The sequence below is a fragment of the Variovorax sp. P1_G12 genome (assembly GCF_056405555.1).
This window is the reverse complement of the sequence record NZ_JBFUBW010000009.1, coordinates 35,031-50,645: the sequence shown is the minus strand read 5'-3', so window position 1 is coordinate 50,645 and position 15,615 is coordinate 35,031. Positions and strand designations below refer to the sequence as shown.

Sequence of the window (15,615 nt, the reverse complement as noted above, 5' to 3'; positions counted from 1 at the left end):
CCGCCGCAGCGCTCGCCATGACCCAACCCGCCCAATCGCAATCCCCGTCCGCCGGCCAGGCGGTCGCAGTCACGGCCGACAACTTCGTGCGCGCGGAAACCGACCTGTATGTCGGCGCCCTCGCCAAGCAGGGCGGCCTGGGCAAGCTCCTGCATCGCCGCGAGCCGGCGTCGATCGATCACCAGACCGTGATCCGCCTCAACCGCGACACGCTGTATTCGTCCGGCGTCTTCGATCTCGACGCCGGACCGGTGACGATCACGATGCCCGATTCCGGCCCGCGCTTCATGGCGCTGCAGGTCATCAACGAGGACCACTACGTGCCGAACGTGTTCTACGGCGCGGGCACGCACACCCTGACGCGCGAGAACGTCGGATCGCGCTATGTGGTCACCGCGATCCGCACGCTGGTCGACCCGAGCAGCCCGGACGACATCAAGCAGGTGCACGCGCTGCAGGACGCCATCCAGGTCAGTCAGAAGGCGCCGGGCAAGCTCGAGCTGCCCAACTGGGATGCCGCGAGTCAGAAGAAGGTCCGCGAGGCACTGCTGGTGCTGTCCTCGACCCTGCCGGATTTCAAGAAGGCGTTCGGCACCAAGGCAGAAGTCGATCCGGTGCGGCGCCTGATTGCAACGGCGGCGGCCTGGGGCGGCAATCCCGACAAGGATGCCACCTATCTCAACGTCACGCCGGCGAAGAACGACGGCAGCACGGTCTATCGCCTCGACGTCAAGGAGGTGCCCGTGGACGCCTTCTGGTCGGTGAGCGTCTACAACGCCGAGGGCTACTTCCAGAAGAATCCGGCCAACGCGTACGCGCTCAACAACCTCACGGCGAAGAAGGGCGACGACGGCTCGATCGCCATCCAGTTCGGTGGTTGCGACGCGTCGACCCCCAACTGCCTGCCCATCACCAACGGCTGGAACTACACGGTGCGCCTGTACCGTCCGCGCGCCGAGATCCTCAGCGGCGCCTGGACCTTTCCGGAGCCTCGGCCGGTAGCGGCTGCACGCTAGACGAACTTCTCTCCCGGCGTCAGCGGCGCATGCCGGTAGCTGGCCGGCGTACGGCTCAGTTTCACGGGCGCACCGATGCCGCGGTAGCCGCCTGCCATCTCGACCACCATGCCGCGGTGCGCGGTGTGCGGGTGTTCGAGCGCCGCGTCGACCGACAGCACGGGTGCCGCCGGCACGCCCGCAGCCATGAGCTGGTCGACCAGCTGGCGGCCGTCGAAGGTCGCCAGCTGCGCCTCGAGACGCTGTTTCAGGCTTTCGCGATGGACTGAGCGCAGACCAGCGTCGCGGTAGAGCGGATCGTCGCTGAGCTCGGGCAGGCCGATGCAGTTGCAGAAGCTCGCGAACTGTCGGTCGTTGCCGACCGCCAGGAAGATCGGATCGGTGCCGGTCTTGAGCGCGTCGTAGGGATAGATGTTCGGATGCGCGTTGCCGGTGCGGCGCGGCGGCTGGCCGTCGAGGAACCAGTTGGCTGCGTGCGGATGCAGCAGCGACAGGCCGCTGTCGTACAGCGCCGCCTCGACGAACTGGCCGCGTCCGCTGCGCTGGCGCTCCTGCAGCGCGAGCAGCACGCCGATCACCGCGTTGAGCCCGGTCACCATGTCGACCACCGGCAGCCCGACGCGCAGCGGCCCGCCATCGGCCTCGCCGTTGATGCTCATGATGCCGGTCAGCGCCTGCACCGCGGCGTCGTAGCCCGGCAGGGCGCCGAGCGGCCCGTCGGCGCCGAAGCCCGACACGCGGCACCAGACCAGCCGCGGAAAGCGCTTCGACAGCGCGTCGTAGCCGATGCCCCAGCGTTCCATGGTGCCGGTCTTGAAGTTCTCGACCAGCACGTCGGCCTCGGCCACCAGCGCCAGCAGCGCCTCGCGCCCGGCCTCGCTGCCCAGGTCGAGCGTCATCGTGCGCTTGTTGCGGTTGAGCCCGTGGTAGTAGGAAGCCACGCCGTCCTTGAAGGGCGGGCCCCAGGTGCGCGTGTCGTCGCCCTGCGGCGGCTCGACCTTGAGCACGTCGGCGCCATGGTCGCCGAGGATCTGGCCGCAGTACGGGCCGCCGAGGATGCGCGAGATGTCGAGCACGCGGATGCCGGCCAGTGCGCCGGTGTTGGCAGTCGCGGTCATGGGGTTTTCCTTGGATGAGAGAAAAGATGCAGGCCGTTGGGTTCAGGCCACCGCGGTGCGTTCGACCAGCTTGAAGGTGCCTGTGGCCAGCGCCAGCAGTTCGCCCTGGGTATCGCGCACTTCGCCGCTCGCGAAGCACAGCGAGCGGCCGCGTCGCTGGCAGGAGGCGGAGGCGATCACGTCGCCGCTCGACGGCGCGATGAAATGGACCGTGATGTCGATCGTCACCACGCCGAACTGCGTCGGCGCGTGCGCGCGTACTGCGCTGGACAGCGCGCAGTCGAGCAGCACGGCCAGGGCGCCGCCATGCACATCGCCGCGGCTGTTGGTGTGCATCGGGTCGAAGGGCATGCGCACGCGCGCGCTGTCGTGTCCGATCTGTTCGCCGCGCAGGCCGAAGGCCTGGACCATCGGCATCGGCAGCCCGAACAGCAGGCCGGGCCCTTCTTCCGTGAAAGTGTTCGCAGGTGACCGACCGGCGTTCAATCGAGCAACCCCTTCTGGCGCAGACGCTCGACGCGGCCCTTCTCGCGCGCATGGCTGGCGAGCGCGTACGCGCGGTAGTCCTCGGAGCCCAGGTAGTTGACCGGCTGGTTCAATTGGTCGAGGACGCGCTGGCTGGCCGGGGATTCCAGTGCCTTCCTGAACGCGTCCTGCACCCGCTTGACCTGGGCCGGATCCATGCCGGCGGGTCCGGCGATGCCATAGGGCGAATCGATGAAGGCGTCGATGCCCTCGTCCTTCATGGTCGGCAGGGTCGGGTAGCGCTTGACGCGCTGCGGCGTGAGCATCGCCAGGTAGCGCATCTTGCCGGCCTCGATGTGCGGCACGGCCACGCCCGACAAGGGCGCCGCATCGATGTGGCCGCCGAGGATGGCGTTCGTCACATCGGCATCGCCCTTGAACGGCACCATGTTGAACTGCAGCTTGGCGGCCTCGCCGATCTCGTCCATGACGATGCGCGGCGTTCCCACCGCGCCGGTGGCGCCGACGTTCAGCTTGCCGGGTCGCTTGGCCGCGTCGGCGGCGAAGTCCTTCCAGGACTTCCAGGGCGCATCGGCCTTCACCGCCAGTCCGAAGGCGTAGTCGGACAGCAGGGCCACGTAGGAGAAGCTGGTCCTCGGGTCGAACGGGACCTTGTTGATGTAGGGCTCGCGATAGACCGACGCCGGCAGCACCGCCAGCGTGTAGCCGTCGGGCGCGGCGCGGGTCAATGCCGCGGCGCCATTGGTTCCGCTGGCGCCGGGCCGGTTGTCCATCACGATGGGTTGCCCCAGGATCTTGCCTGCCTCGTCGGCCAGCGCACGCACATGCTGGTCCGTGGGGCCGCCCGGCGCGTAGGGAACGACCAGCGTGATCGGTCGCTGCGGATAGGTCTGCCCGGTCGCCGCCGCAGCGAAGCACAGTGCCGCGGCAGCGAGAGGGTAGCGCCCGTGAAGGCGCATGCGTGACAGCCATTTCACTTTCTTGTCTCCTCGGGGGCCGGCGACATCAGTCCAGCTGGGCGCCGGACTTCTTCACCACGTCCTTCCACTTCGCGGTCTCGGACACGATGAAGCGGCCGAGCTGCTCCGGCGAACCGTCCGCTGCCGGCTCCAGGCCTTGGGAGGCGAACAGTTGCTTCACCTTGGGTGTGGCGAGCGCGTCGGCGAAGGCCTTGTTGAGTTTTGCGACCGTGGCCGGCGGCGTGCCGGCCGGCGCCACGATGCCGAAGAACACGCTGACGTCGTAGCCCGTGACACCCTGTTCGGCCAATGTCGGCAGGTCGGGGAGCGCCCGCGAGCGCTGCGCGGTGGCGATGCCGAGCGCGCGCAGCTTGCCGGCCTTGACGTACGGCAGTGCGGTCAGGACGTCGGTGAAGCTCATCGACACCTGGCCGCCCAGCAGGTCGTTGAGCGCGGGGCCGGTGCCTTTGTAGGGGATGTGCTGCAGGTCGGTGCCGGCGATGCCGTTGAACAGCACGCCCGCCAGGTGCGAGGAGGCGCCGTTGCCCGACGATGCATAGCTGAGCTTGCCCGGGTTGGCCTTGGCGTAGGCGATGAGCTCGCGCACGTCCTTCGCGGGCACCGCCGGGTTCACGACCAGGATGTTGGGCAGATGGCCGACCTGGATCACCGGCGTGAAGCTCTTGACCGGGTCGTAGCTGATCTTGCGGTAGAGGCTCGAATTGATCGCCAGCGGACCCGAGGTGCCGAACATCAGCGTGTGGCCGTCGGGTTCGGCGCGCGCCACGAAGTCGGCGCCGATGTTGCCGCCGGCGCCGGCGCGGTTCTCGACGATCACGGGCTGCCCGAGCTGGTCCCGGATCTCGGCCGCCAGCGTGCGCGCCATCGCGTCGGTCGGTCCGCCCGGCGGGAACGGGATGATCAGCGAGATGGGCTTGGTCGGGAAGCCCTGCGCGTGTGCCGTCGACAGTACGGGCAGCACCGGCAGCACGGCGACGCCGGCGGCGAGGATGAGGGTCTTGAGCAGTTTCATGTGGTCTCCTTGATTTCTTGTCTTCGCCGCGCGTCAGGCGGTGGCCGCGTGCTTCTCCGGTGCTGCGGCGCTCCAGGACGCCGGCACGCCATCCGGCGCCAGAGGGTCGCGCGGCAGCACGCGGTGCAACAGCACCAGCTGCGCCCACTCGACTCGCTGCGCCGAGCCGCCGCGCACGCCCTCCCAGGCCATCGCGATCGCGCTGCAGGTGTGATAGAGCGCCGAGGCCGCCTGGCGTGCGAGCACGTCGCCACCCTCGTGCGCCGCGGTGGCGGTCAATGCCGACGCCCGCACCAGTGCTTCGCGCAGGGCCTGGGCGAAGGCCGGCGGCACGGCCATGTCGTCCAGCAGCGCACCGAAGTGCGCCTGCAGCGCCGGCAGCGATTCCTCGCGCTTGACCGCGCGGATCACGTCGAGCGCGACGATGTTGCTGGTGCCCTCCCAGATCGAACCGAGATGGGCGTCGCGCACCAGGCGCGGGTCGCTCCATTCCTCGATGTAGCCGCAGCCGCCGCGCACTTCCATCGCGTCGCCGGTGACCTTGCGGGCGTCGCGGCAGGCGCGGAACTTGATGAGCGGCGTCAGGATGCGCAGCAGCGGGTAGGCCGCCTTGTCGCCGCCGTCCGAGCGCGCCAGCGCCAGCGCGGTCTGGAACACCATGGTGCGCGACTGCTCGGCCGGCAGCCTGAGCTTCTGCAGCTGGCGCTGCATCAGCGGCATGTCGGCCAGCCGGCGGCCGAAGGCGCGGCGCTCGCCGGCCACGTATTCGGCCTCGGCCACCGCGCGACGCATCAGGCCGGCAGCGCGCACGCCGTTCGACAGGCGGGAGTTGTTGACCATGTCGGCCATCTGCTGGAAGCCGCGGCCGGCCTCGCCCACCAGGTACGCCACCGCGCCTTCGAGCCGGATCTCGCCGCTGGCCATCGAGCGCGTGCCCAGCTTGTCCTTGAGGCGCAGGATCCGGTAGTGGTTGGCGCTGCCGTCGTCGAGCCGCTTCGGCAGCAGGAACAGCGACACGCCCTTCATGCCGGCCGGGGCGTCGTCGGCGCGCGCCAGCACCATCGCGAAGTCGGCGTCGGGGTTGGAGCAGAACCACTTGTCGCCGCCGAGGCGCCATTGGCCGGCCTCGTCCTGCCAGGCGCGCGTGACGGTCGCTGCGATGTCGGAGCCGGCCGCCTGCTCCGTCATGAACATCGCGCCCTGGGCCAGCGTGTCGAAGTCGAGCGACTGGAAGCGCGGGAGAAAGCGCGCCACCAGTTCGGGGCTGCCGTACTTCTTGAGCGTGCGCGCCAGCGAGTCGGTCATCGAGACCGGGCAGCACAGGCCGAACTCGGCCTGCACGAAGAGGTAGGTCAGCACGTACTTGACCAGCGGCGGCATCTTGCCCTTCCAGCCCAGGGTCTCGTCGCGGTGCGAGATCGCGGCCAGGCCGAATTCGCTCAGCGCGAGCCGCTCCATCTCGATGTAGGCGGGATGCTTGATCACCTTCTGGTCGTCGATGCCGGTGCGGGTGCGCAGCGACAGCGTCGGCGGGTTCTTGTCGGCGGTCTGCGCGAGTTCGTCGAGCGGGCCGCCGGCCAGGGCGCCCAGGCGCTCGAAGTGCGGTCGCATGTGCTGCAGCAGCTCGCGCGGCAGGTAGAGCGCCAGCAGCTTGTGCAGCTCGGTGTCGGTGGTGAAGAGGTTCTGTCCGTGGCGGTCGGGCACGGGATGGGCGGCGGCATCGACGCGGGGCGCAGCGGTACTGGACATGTCGGGTCTCCTTGTCGGCCGCATCTTTCCGCCGTTGACGATTCCTGTCCAATATCAGATACGTCTTGATTGATTTGATTTGCCTATTGTGAAAAACTGAGCCGCATGGAACTGCGTCATCTGCGTTATTTCGTCGTCCTGGCCGAGGAGCTGCATTTCGGCCGGGCGGCGCGGCGGCTCGCGATCTCGCAGCCGCCGCTGAGCGTCGCGATCCGCCAGCTGGAAGAATCCGTCGGCGCGCGGCTGTTCGAGCGCAACAGCAAGGAAGTGCGGCTCACGCCCGCCGGCGGCGTGCTGCAGAACTCGGCGCGCCTGCTGCTGCGCCAGGCGGAGGAGGCCGCGCTGGAGGCCCGCGACGTCTCGCAGGGCTCGGCGGGCCGCCTGCGCATCGGCTTCGTCGGCGCCATGCTCTACCGGGGCCTGCCGCAGGCGCTCGCCAAGTTCCAGGCGAAACACCCGGCGGTGCGCATCACGCTGGCCGAGCTCAACTCGGGCGAGCAGATCGCCGAGTTGCTGCACGACCGGCTCGATGTCGGCTTCGTCCACACCAGCCGCATGCCCGCTGAGCTTCGCCATGCGCTGCTGGTGTCGGAGCCTTTCGTGGCCTGCCTGCCGGTCGGGCACCGGCTCGCACGGAGGCGCAAGGTCGCCACCGCGAGCCTGCGCGACGAACCTTTCGTGCTGTTTTCTCGCAATGCCTCGCCCGACTACCACGAGCGCATCCTCTCGATCTGCGCCGATGCGGGCTTCCGGCCCGAGGTGCGGCACGAGGTGCGCCACTGGCTCTCGGTCGTGTCGCTGGTGTCGCAGGGCATGGGCGTGGCGCTGGTGCCGAGCGCCTTGCGGCACGCGGCGCTGCGCGGCGCGGTGTTCCGGCCGCTGGAGGAAGAGGTGTCGCGCTCCGACGCCTATTGCGTCTGGCGCGAGGGGCCCGAGAACGCGGTGGTGCAGGGCTTCCTGCGCGCGGTGCAGGCAGCCGTGCCTGCGCCGGGCGACTAGGCCGGCGCCGGGCCGCCCCAAGGCGGCCTGCGGCCCCCTCGGGGGGCAGCGACCACACGCAGTGAGGGAGCGTGGGGGCCTATGCGTAGAGCGGCTCTTCGGCCATCTGCTCGCACTGCTCCTGCAGCATCAGGATCTGGCCCTTCCAGTAGTCGCTCGAGCCGAACCACGGGAAGTTGATCGGGAAGATCGGATCTTCCCAGCGCCGCGCCAGCCAGGCGCTGTAGTGGATCAGGCGCAGCGTGCGCAGCGGCTCGATCAGCGCCAGCTCGCGGCGGTCGAAGTCGCGGAACTGTTCGTAGCCGTCGAGCAGTCCGCTCAACTGCGCAGTGCGCTGGGCGCGGTCGCCGGAGAGCAGCATCCACAGGTCTTGCACCGCGAAGCCGGTGCGGGCATCGTCGAGATCGACGAAATGCGGGCCACCGTCCGGCCGGTCGGTGGGCGTCCAGAGGATGTTGCCGGGGTGCACGTCGCCGTGCAGCCGCAGCTTCTTCAGCGCCGAGTCGTTGTCGCCGTCGTGGCGGGCGCCGAGCGCGGTGGCTGCGATCATCTCGAAGGCCGCGTTGCAGGCCGTCTCCCATTCGCGCTGGACATCGAGCGGCACCATCTGGTGGCCCAGCAGCCAGTCGCGCGAGGCGATGCCGAAGGTCTGGAGGTCGAGCGTCGGGCGCGCCTCGAAGGGCTTTTGCGCGCCGATGGCGTGGATGCGCGCCAGAAAGCGGCCGACCCACTCGAGCACCTCGAAGTCCTCGAGTTCCGGCGCCCGTCCGCCGCGGTACGGGCTGACGCTGAAGGCGAAGCCGCCATGCCGGTGCAAGGTGTGGCCATCGACCGCCAGCGGCGCCACGGCGGGCACCTCGGCCGCGGCGAGCTCGAGCGCGAAGCCGTGTTCCTCGAGGATCGCGGCATCGTCCCAGCGGCCAGGCCGGTAGAACTTGACGACCACCGCGCTGCGGTCTTCGAGATGGACCTGGTAGACGCGGTTCTCGTAGGAGTTCAGGGCGGTGAGCCGCCCGTCTCCATGCATGTCCAGTGTGGCGAGCGCATCGAGCACCACGTCGGGCGTGAGGCTCTCGTAGGGATGAGCGGCCGAGGCCGATGGCGGGGAAGGAGTGGGGGAGGGAGACACCCCGACATTGTCGGGCCTGGCGGGCGAGTGCCCGGCTTTCATGCCGCAGCTTGATTTTTGCCCTGCTTGGGACGACAGTGCAGCGTCGCCTGGGTGGCTGCCGTTGAACCGTGGCGACCCGTGAGGCGCCGTGCCACAGGCATTGCACAGAAGTGGGCGTTTGTCATGCGTGTCGAACCCTGCGACGGGCGCCGCGGCCTGCGCTAGTATTTTTTCAAGCCGGGCAGCCCGCCTCGTATCCGCAGTTGCGGAACGGCGGAAGAACAAGCGAGCCATGATGAATTCAATGATCGCCTACTGCGGCGCCGCCGCGGTCCCTGACGAAGTGTGGTCGCGCTGGAATGCCGATCCGCTGCTGATCGCTGCGCTTGCGGCGCTGGCCTTCGTGGTCGTTCGCGGTCGCTCGTCCGATGCTCGCGCAGGCTGGGGCGCCATCGCGCTGATGGCCGTGGTCTTCGTCTCGCCCTTGTGCGCCCTGTCGTCGGCGCTCTTCTCGGTGCGCGTGCTGCATCACGTCATTCTCGTGAGCGCCGTGGCGCCTCTGCTGGCGCTCGCCTTTCCTCAGCGGCGCGCCGGCCCTGTGCCGCTCGCCATGTGGGTCGCGGCCCATGCGGTCACCCTGTGGCTCTGGCATGCGCCGGGGCCCTATGCCTGGGGTCTCGCCAGCGTGCCGGGCTATTGGCTGATGCAGCTGTCGCTGCTGGGCAGCGGCTGGCTGATGTGGCGGGCGATCCTGTCGCCGGCCACGCCACCGGGCACCGCGCTGGTGGCGCTCGGGGTGACCATCGGGCAGATGGGCCTGCTCGGCGCCCTGATCGTCTTCGCCTCGGTGCCGCTCTACCCGGTGCATTTCGCGAGCACCCTGGCCTGGGGCTTCACGCCGCTGGCCGACCAGCAGCTCGCCGGGCTCCTGATGTGGGTGCCGGCGATGCTGCCCTACCTGGCCGCCGGCCTCTGGCTTGCCTGGTCGAGCCTGCGGCCCACCGAGGCCGCCTTGTGACGACGGCCCTGAAGTTCATTCACCTGGCCGCGATTGCGATCTGGTCGGGCGGCCTGCTCGCCTTGCCCTTCCTGTTCTGGCAGCGCCGCGCTCTCGAGGCCGGTGCGGATCTGGACCGGCTGCACCGGATCGTCCGCCTCGTGTATGTGGAGCTGACCTCGCCGGCCGCCTTCTTCGCCATCGCCAGCGGAACGGCGCTGATCTTCCTTCAGGCCACCTTCGAGGAATGGTTCTCCATCAAGATGGTGCTGGTGGGCATCATGGCGATGCTGCATGTGGTCGCCGGCCTGGTGGTGCACCAGCTGTTCTCGCCCCAGGGCCGCTTCGGGCGGTTCTCGTTCGTGGCGCTGTCGGGCACCTACGCGGTGTTGATCGTCGCCATCGTCTGGGTCGTGCTGGCCAAGCCCCAGATCGACTCGAACCAGTTCGCGACGCACCTGTTCGAGCCCGGCGGGCTCTCACGCCTGTGGCATCAGTCCTTCGGCGACACGAGGATGCCGATCCCATGATCGAACACCAGTTTGCCGCCGTGCCAGCCGGCGAATCCGACCATGACCGAAGCCAGCACCGACAGCACCAGGCCGTGCGGCAGCACGGAGGCCGGATCGGTCAGGCGCAGGCCCCAGCTGGCCCCGGCGATCGCGACCAGCGTCATCGCCGCGATGGCGTGCGACCAACTGGCCTCGTGCAGGCGGATGCCGCGCACCAGCAGCAGCTCGCCGGTGCCGACGAGGCTCGCGGCGACGCCGCTCCAGAATGCCATGCCGGCCGACCACAGGCCTGCACGCAGCCAGAAGACATCGCCCGACCACCAGTAGAAGACGTCGACGCCGAGGGTTGCGACCACGAACGCGACCGGGAAATGCACCAGCATCACGTGCAACGGATGGCCCACCAGCGCGACCGCGGAGCCGACGTCGAGCCGCTGCAGTTCCAGCAGAACTTCGCTCCGGGGTTGAGACCTGTCGCCTGTGTCCGCCATGGTTCTTCTCCTTTGCAGCGGATGTCGCATCCGGTGAGCGGCGATCGTAGCGTCTTGCGCGTCGGCCTCCAAGCCGGATCGTTGGCGGCGTTGTCCGGTTGCAGCGGGCCGTTGTCGACGCTCGATCCTTCGGGGCCGGCCGCGGCCTCCATCGCCACGATGTGGTGGGTGATGCTGATCGGCTCGGCCGTGCTCTTCCTGCTCGTCATCGGCATCTTCATCCAGGTGATGAGGCGTCCGGGCTGGGGCTCCAGCGTGTCGCCGACGCGCTGGATCGTGCTGGGCGGCCTGGTGCTGCCGGCGATCGTCCTGCTGCCGCTGCTGGCCTATGGCTTGGTCACCGGAGAGCGCCTGCTGCCGCTGCCGGGCAGCGCGCCGGCGCAGCGCATCGAGGCGGTGGCGGCGCAGTGGGTCTGGACGTTTCGCTACCCCGGACATGGCGGCGTCGAGACGCGCAATGTCCTGCTGCTGCCCGCGGGCGCGCCGGTCGACATGGTCGTGACGAGCAAGGACGTGATCCATGCGTTCTGGGTGCCGCGCTTCGCGGGCAAGATCGATGCGGTGCCGGGCAGGGTCAACCGGCTGCGCATCCAGGCCGATCAGCCGGGCCGCTATGAAGGCACCTGCGACGAATTCTGCGGCCTCGGCCACGCGGGCATGCGCTTCGTCGTCATCGTCCACCGACCGGAGGACTTTTCCGCTGCCCTGACGCAGGCGCTCGCAGCGCCGGAGGCGAAGAAATGAGTGGATCCGTCGACCCGCAGCCGGAAGGCGGCGCCCGCGCGCTGCGGCTGCACCGGCAGCTGAACAAGATCTGGGCCACCGGGCCGGGATGGCAGCGGCTGGCCGCCGTCAATCATTCGGTCATCGGCATGCGGATGTTCATCACGTCCTTCGTCTTCTTCCTCATCGCCGGCGTGCTGGGCATGCTGACCCGCGTGCAGCTCGCGACGCCGCATTCGGCCTTTCTCGACCCCGAGACCTACAACCAGGTCTTCACGGTGCACGGGTCGATGATGCTGTTCCTGTTCGCCATTCCGATGGTCGAGAGCTTCGCGGTCTACCTGACGCCGAAGATCCTCGGCACGCGCGATTTCGCCTTCCCGCGGCTGACCGCCTACGGCTACTGGTGCTACCTGTTCGGCGCCTCGATCGTGACGGTGTCGCTGGTCCTGGGCGTCGCGCCCAATGGCGGCTGGTTCATGTACACGCCGCTGAGCTCCAACGTCTACACCCCGGGCGTCAACGCCGACATCTGGCTGCTCGGCATCACCTTCGTCGAGATCTCCGCGCTGTCGCTCGCCATCGAGATCATCGTCTCGGTCCTCAAGATGCGCGCGCCGGGCATGTCGCTCGACCGGATGCCGATCTTCGGCTGGTACATCCTGGTCACGGCGCTGATGATGATCGTGGCCTTTCCGCCGCTGATCCTCGGCTCGATCCTGCTCGAGCTCGAGCGCGCCTTCGGCCTGCCCTTCTTCGACCCGACGCGCGGCGGCGACTCGCTGCTGTGGCAGCACCTGTTCTGGTTGTTCGGCCATCCGGACGTCTACATCATCTTCCTGCCGATGGCGGGCGTGCTGTCGACGATGATCCCGGTCTTCGCCGGCCGCGAGCTGGTGGGCTACCGGGCGATCGTGGTCGCCATCATCGCGCTGGCCTTCCTGAGCTTCGGCATCTGGGTGCACCACATGTTCACGGTGGGCATTCCGCATCTTGCGCTGGCCTTCTTCTCGGCCGGCTCGGCGATCGTCGCGGTGCCGACGGCGGTGCAGGTCTTCGCCTGGCTGGCCACGCTGTCGCACGGCAAGCCGCGCTGGGACGTTCCGATGCTCTACGTCTTCGGCTTCTTCTTCGTCTTCGCGATGGGCGGGCTGACCGGCGTGATGCTCGCGATGGTGCCCTTCGACTGGCAGGCGCACGACACCTATTTCGTCGTCGCCCACATGCACTACGTGGTGGCCGGGGCGCTCGCCTTCCCGATGGTGGCCGCGCTGTACTACTGGCTGCCGCTGCTGACCGGGCGCGCCGCGGTGGAGCGGCTGTCGGTGCTCGCGTTCTGGCTGATCTTCATCGGCTTCAACATGACCTTCTTCATGATGCACCTGACCGGCCTGCTGGGCATGCCGCGGCGCGTCTACACCTACCGCGGCGACGAAGGCTGGAACTGGCTCAACCTGCTGTCCTCGGTGGGCGGCTTCGTGATGACGATCGGCTTCGGACTGCTCGTCATCGACGTGGTGGTGCAGCTGCGCTACGGACGCCGCGTGCGGCGCGATCCCTGGCGGGCCACGACCTTCGAATGGGCGATGCCGATTCCGCCGGCGCCGTATGCCTTCGCCTCGATTCCGCACCTGGGTCCGCAGACCGACAAGATCCCGAAGGGCGAACTCGCCGTCTCGCTGGCACGCGGCGAAGGCTACCTGGGCTCCACGCGCAACGGCTGGCAGGAGACGCTGGGCGTGCACATCACGAGCGGCAAGCCCGAGCAGCTGATCGTGCTGCCGAACCCGACCTACCTGCCGTTGGTCACGGCGCTCTTCACCGGCGGGGTGGTGCTCGGCTTCCTGTTCAAGGCCTATTGGGTGTCGCTGGTGCTGGCCCTGGTCACGCTGGGCCTGTTCGTCTTCGCGGGGCGGCGTGCCGGCCTGCCGCGCGACTATGGCCCGCTGCCGGTCGGCCTCGGTGTCGAGGTGCCGCCGCACACCGAGGCGGCGAGCGCGCCGTCCTGGCTGGCGCTGATCTGCGCCCTGGTGGCCAATGGCACGCTGTTCACGTCGATGGTGTTCGGTACCTTCTATCTCTGGCTGGCCGGCGGGGACTGGCAGAAGATGACGCCGCCCGAGCCGAACCGGCTGCAGGCCCTCGGCGCCATCGCCTGTCTGCTGGTCGCCGCGCTGGCGGCGCGCGCTTCGCTCAGGGTCGTGATCGCCAGCGGCAAGGCCTCGGGCTGGATGGCGCTCACCGCGATCGCGCTGATCGCGGCCGTCGCAGCCGTCGTGGAGCTGATCATGGGCGTCGCGCCGCATCCGCGCGAGCATGCGCTCGGCGCGACCGCGTCGGTGCTGCTGGGCTATGTGGCCTTGCATGCCGGCGCCGGGCTGCTGTTTCTCATCAGCAACTTCCAGCGCATCCGCAGCGGCTACATCTCGCGGCGGCGCTGCACCGACCTGCGCCTGACCCGGCTCTGGCTCGACTACACCCTGGTGACGGGCATCATCGCGCTGGGTCTGGTGCTCGCGCTGCCTGCGCTGGTGACGGTGCTTGGAGGACGGCCATGAGCGTGACGAATGTGCTGACGATCCCGACCCGGCGGGTCTGGTGGCTCGCGGGCGGCTTTGCCGTCTGGTGCAGCGCGCTCGTGGTGCTCTATGCGCTCCATGCGATCGGCTGCGCCTTCGGCTGGCCGGCCGGCGCGCTGCGCTGGAGCCTGGTCCTCGTGTTCCTCGCGCATCTGGCGGCGGTCGGATGGATGTGGCGAAATTTCGCCAGGGCACGCTCCGATCACGACCATGGCGAGACCGGCAGCTTCCTGCATGCGGCGATCGTCTGGACCACCATCGCCGCCTTTGCCGCCACGCTCCTGACCTTCGGCCCGCCGCTGCTGCTCTCCACATGCCTCTGAGCGTGCGCCACCGCGATCTCGTGCGCCGCAGCGTCTGGATCGCGGTCTACCTGCTGTTCATCCTGGCGCCGCTGTTCGCGCTGCTGGCGGGTGCGCTGCCGCCTGCGCGCGACTTCTGGACCGAGTTCTCGGTCGCGCTGGGCTACTCGGGCCTGGCGATGATGGGGCTGCAGTTCGGCCTGACGGCGCGCTTCCGCCACGTCACCGAGCCCTGGGGCGAGGACGTCATCTATCACTTCCATCGCCGGGTCTCGCTGCTCGCGGTCGCCCTGGTGGTGGTGCATCCGCTGATCCTGCTGGCGACCGGGTCGGACAAGCTGGCGCCGCCCGCGTCGCTGGCGGACGTGCCGCCGGGCGCGGTGTTCGCGGTGCTGTCGCTGGGCGCGCTGGTGGCGCTGGTGGTGATGGCGCTGTGGCGCACCCGACTGAAGATCAGCTACGAGCTCTGGCATGCCACGCACATCCTGTTGGCCCTCATCGCCGTTGGCGGCGGGCTGCTCCACATGGTCGGCTGGGGCTTCTACCTCGCCGATCCCTTGAAGCGCGCGCTGTGGATCGGCATGACGGTCTTCTGGATCGCGCTGCTTTGCTACGTGCGCGTGGTCAAGCCGCTCTTCATGCTGCGCCGGCCGTACCGCGTGGCGGAGGTGCGCCAGGAGCGCGGCGACACGACGACGCTGGTGATGCGGCCCGACGGCCACGCCGGCTTCCGATTCAGGCCCGGCCAGTTCGGATGGCTGACGCTGTGGGGGAGCCCGTTCAGGATCACCGGCCATCCGTTCTCCTTCTCGTCGAGCGCGGAGGCCGCGGACGGCCGCGTCGAGATGACGATCCGGAACCTCGGCGACTTCACGAGCGGGATCGCCAAGGTCCCCGTGGGCCGGCGCGTCTACCTCGACGGCCCCTACGGCGCCTTCACCATCGGCAACCCGGCGGACATGCACGTTCTGATCGCGGGCGGCATCGGCATCACGCCGATGGTGAGCATGATCCGCACGCTGGCCGACCGCGGCGACAAGCGCCCGCTGATCCTGCTCTATGGCGGCAAGGACCTGGAGTCCCTGACTTTCCGCGAGGAACTGGACGCGCTGGCAACGCGGATCGACCTGACGGTGGTCTACGTGCTGTCGCAGCCGCCGGAAGGCTGGGCCGGCGAGCGCGGCTACGTCGGCGCCGAGGTGTTCAAGCGCCATCTGCCGCCGCGCTACGCCGACCACGAGTACTTCATCTGCGGCCCGAACGTGATGATGGATGCGATCGAGGCGGCGCTGGGCGAGATGAAGGTGCCACTGTCCAAGTACCACTCGGAGCGCTACAGCTTCGTCTAGGTCGTCTAGGAGATCCCGATGCGCCGCTTGTTCGCCGATCGACTGGTTCTCGCCACGGGCGTCGTCGTGGTCCTGGTGGCCATCGTGTTCGCCCTCTGGCGCGTGAGCGCCTGATCCCTTTCTTCTGGGGAGGCTCGAAGCCCCTCTTGCATGCGGCAATCGAGTTGTCTAAACTGAGTTCAATTAAGAAA

Annotated in this window: 15 protein-coding genes; 8 read left to right on the top strand and 7 right to left on the bottom strand. The window is 68.8% G+C overall.

Going from position 1 to position 15,615, the window contains the following annotated elements; all coding sequences use genetic code 11:
* Positions 1-17 precede the first annotated feature (17 nt).
* Positions 18-1,016, top strand: a complete 999-nt coding sequence (locus tag AC1D2O_RS12175) for a DUF1214 domain-containing protein (protein ID WP_478157078.1) — start codon at positions 18-20, stop codon at positions 1,014-1,016.
* Here the strand turns inward: AC1D2O_RS12175 and AC1D2O_RS12170 are convergent.
* The 5 genes from AC1D2O_RS12170 to AC1D2O_RS12150 form a co-directional block, all read right to left on the bottom strand.
* Positions 1,013-2,134 carry a CaiB/BaiF CoA transferase family protein gene (locus tag AC1D2O_RS12170; protein WP_478087596.1) on the bottom strand — a complete coding sequence of 374 codons (1,122 nt, stop codon included), beginning with the start codon at positions 2,132-2,134 and terminating at the stop codon, positions 1,013-1,015. The genes AC1D2O_RS12175 and AC1D2O_RS12170 overlap by 4 nt on opposite strands.
* Positions 2,135-2,176: 42 nt before the next feature.
* Positions 2,177-2,551, bottom strand: a complete 375-nt coding sequence (locus AC1D2O_RS12165) for a PaaI family thioesterase (protein ID WP_478087618.1) — start codon at positions 2,549-2,551, stop codon at positions 2,177-2,179.
* A 65-nt stretch (positions 2,552-2,616) separates the two neighbouring features.
* Positions 2,617-3,597 (bottom strand): tripartite tricarboxylate transporter substrate binding protein, encoded by a 981-nt coding sequence (locus AC1D2O_RS12160; RefSeq protein ID WP_478087598.1) that lies wholly within the window; start codon positions 3,595-3,597, stop codon positions 2,617-2,619.
* A gap of 28 nt (positions 3,598-3,625) precedes the next feature.
* Positions 3,626-4,612 (bottom strand): Bug family tripartite tricarboxylate transporter substrate binding protein, encoded by a 987-nt coding sequence (locus AC1D2O_RS12155; protein ID WP_478157076.1) that lies wholly within the window; start codon positions 4,610-4,612, stop codon positions 3,626-3,628.
* Between the two features lie 33 nt (positions 4,613-4,645).
* On the bottom strand, positions 4,646-6,361 hold the full coding sequence (locus tag AC1D2O_RS12150) for an acyl-CoA dehydrogenase family protein (RefSeq protein ID WP_478157074.1): 1,716 nt from the start codon (positions 6,359-6,361) through the stop codon (positions 4,646-4,648).
* A 105-nt stretch (positions 6,362-6,466) separates the two neighbouring features.
* On the opposite strand from AC1D2O_RS12150, the gene AC1D2O_RS12145 reads away from it, so the two are divergent.
* Positions 6,467-7,360, top strand: coding sequence for a LysR family transcriptional regulator (locus tag AC1D2O_RS12145; protein ID WP_478087604.1), 894 nt, complete (start codon positions 6,467-6,469; stop codon positions 7,358-7,360).
* A 79-nt stretch (positions 7,361-7,439) separates the two neighbouring features.
* Here the strand turns inward: AC1D2O_RS12145 and AC1D2O_RS12140 are convergent, their stop codons facing one another.
* A complete protein-coding gene (locus tag AC1D2O_RS12140) occupies positions 7,440-8,489 on the bottom strand; it encodes a serine/threonine protein kinase (protein WP_478157072.1) in 1,050 nt (349 codons plus the stop codon).
* A gap of 277 nt (positions 8,490-8,766) precedes the next feature.
* Here AC1D2O_RS12140 and AC1D2O_RS12135 point away from each other — a divergent pair, with 277 nt between their 5' ends.
* Positions 8,767-9,489 (top strand): cytochrome c oxidase assembly protein, encoded by a 723-nt coding sequence (locus AC1D2O_RS12135; protein ID WP_478087607.1) that lies wholly within the window; start codon positions 8,767-8,769, stop codon positions 9,487-9,489.
* Positions 9,486-9,998, top strand: a complete 513-nt coding sequence (locus AC1D2O_RS12130) for a CopD family protein (RefSeq protein WP_478087608.1) — start codon at positions 9,486-9,488, stop codon at positions 9,996-9,998. Before AC1D2O_RS12135 ends, AC1D2O_RS12130 begins: the two co-directional genes overlap by 4 nt.
* On the opposite strand, the gene AC1D2O_RS12125 is transcribed toward AC1D2O_RS12130, so the two are convergent.
* Positions 9,962-10,471, bottom strand: coding sequence for a DUF2231 domain-containing protein (locus AC1D2O_RS12125; RefSeq protein WP_478087610.1), 510 nt, complete (start codon positions 10,469-10,471; stop codon positions 9,962-9,964). The genes AC1D2O_RS12130 and AC1D2O_RS12125 overlap by 37 nt on opposite strands.
* A 33-nt stretch (positions 10,472-10,504) precedes the next feature.
* Between AC1D2O_RS12125 and coxB the strand changes: the two genes are divergently transcribed.
* Genes coxB through AC1D2O_RS12105 form a run of 4 tightly spaced genes read left to right on the top strand, consistent with a single transcriptional unit; the run spans position 10,505 to position 15,424 of the window.
* Positions 10,505-11,215: a cytochrome c oxidase subunit II gene (gene coxB / locus AC1D2O_RS12120; protein ID WP_478087611.1), complete on the top strand. Its 711-nt coding sequence runs from the start codon at positions 10,505-10,507 to the stop codon at positions 11,213-11,215.
* Positions 11,212-13,752, top strand: a complete 2,541-nt coding sequence (gene ctaD, locus AC1D2O_RS12115) for a cytochrome c oxidase subunit I (RefSeq protein ID WP_478087612.1) — start codon at positions 11,212-11,214, stop codon at positions 13,750-13,752. Before coxB ends, ctaD begins: the two co-directional genes overlap by 4 nt.
* Positions 13,749-14,096, top strand: coding sequence for a hypothetical protein (locus AC1D2O_RS12110; protein ID WP_478157070.1), 348 nt, complete (start codon positions 13,749-13,751; stop codon positions 14,094-14,096). Before ctaD ends, AC1D2O_RS12110 begins: the two co-directional genes overlap by 4 nt.
* A complete protein-coding gene (locus AC1D2O_RS12105; RefSeq protein ID WP_478087616.1) occupies positions 14,087-15,424 on the top strand; it encodes a ferredoxin reductase family protein in 1,338 nt (445 codons plus the stop codon). Before AC1D2O_RS12110 ends, AC1D2O_RS12105 begins: the two co-directional genes overlap by 10 nt.
* Positions 15,425-15,615: the final 191 nt, after the last annotated feature.

What these genes read in the sequence shown, in the direction of transcription:
- AC1D2O_RS12175 (WP_478157078.1), top strand. Translation starts at nt 18, where the DNA reads ATGACCCAACCCGCCCAATCGCAATCCCCGTCCGCCGGCCAGGCGGTC.
- AC1D2O_RS12170 (WP_478087596.1), bottom strand. Translation starts at nt 2,134, where the DNA reads ATGACCGCGACTGCCAACACCGGCGCACTGGCCGGCATCCGCGTGCTC.
- AC1D2O_RS12165 (WP_478087618.1), bottom strand. Translation starts at nt 2,551, where the DNA reads ATGCCGATGGTCCAGGCCTTCGGCCTGCGCGGCGAACAGATCGGACAC.
- AC1D2O_RS12155 (WP_478157076.1), bottom strand. Translation starts at nt 4,612, where the DNA reads ATGAAACTGCTCAAGACCCTCATCCTCGCCGCCGGCGTCGCCGTGCTG.
- AC1D2O_RS12150 (WP_478157074.1), bottom strand. Translation starts at nt 6,361, where the DNA reads ATGTCCAGTACCGCTGCGCCCCGCGTCGATGCCGCCGCCCATCCCGTG.
- AC1D2O_RS12145 (WP_478087604.1), top strand. Translation starts at nt 6,467, where the DNA reads ATGGAACTGCGTCATCTGCGTTATTTCGTCGTCCTGGCCGAGGAGCTG.
- AC1D2O_RS12135 (WP_478087607.1), top strand. Translation starts at nt 8,767, where the DNA reads ATGAATTCAATGATCGCCTACTGCGGCGCCGCCGCGGTCCCTGACGAA.
- AC1D2O_RS12125 (WP_478087610.1), bottom strand. Translation starts at nt 10,471, where the DNA reads ATGGCGGACACAGGCGACAGGTCTCAACCCCGGAGCGAAGTTCTGCTG.
- ctaD (WP_478087612.1), top strand. Translation starts at nt 11,212, where the DNA reads ATGAGTGGATCCGTCGACCCGCAGCCGGAAGGCGGCGCCCGCGCGCTG.
- AC1D2O_RS12110 (WP_478157070.1), top strand. Translation starts at nt 13,749, where the DNA reads ATGAGCGTGACGAATGTGCTGACGATCCCGACCCGGCGGGTCTGGTGG.
- AC1D2O_RS12105 (WP_478087616.1), top strand. Translation starts at nt 14,087, where the DNA reads ATGCCTCTGAGCGTGCGCCACCGCGATCTCGTGCGCCGCAGCGTCTGG.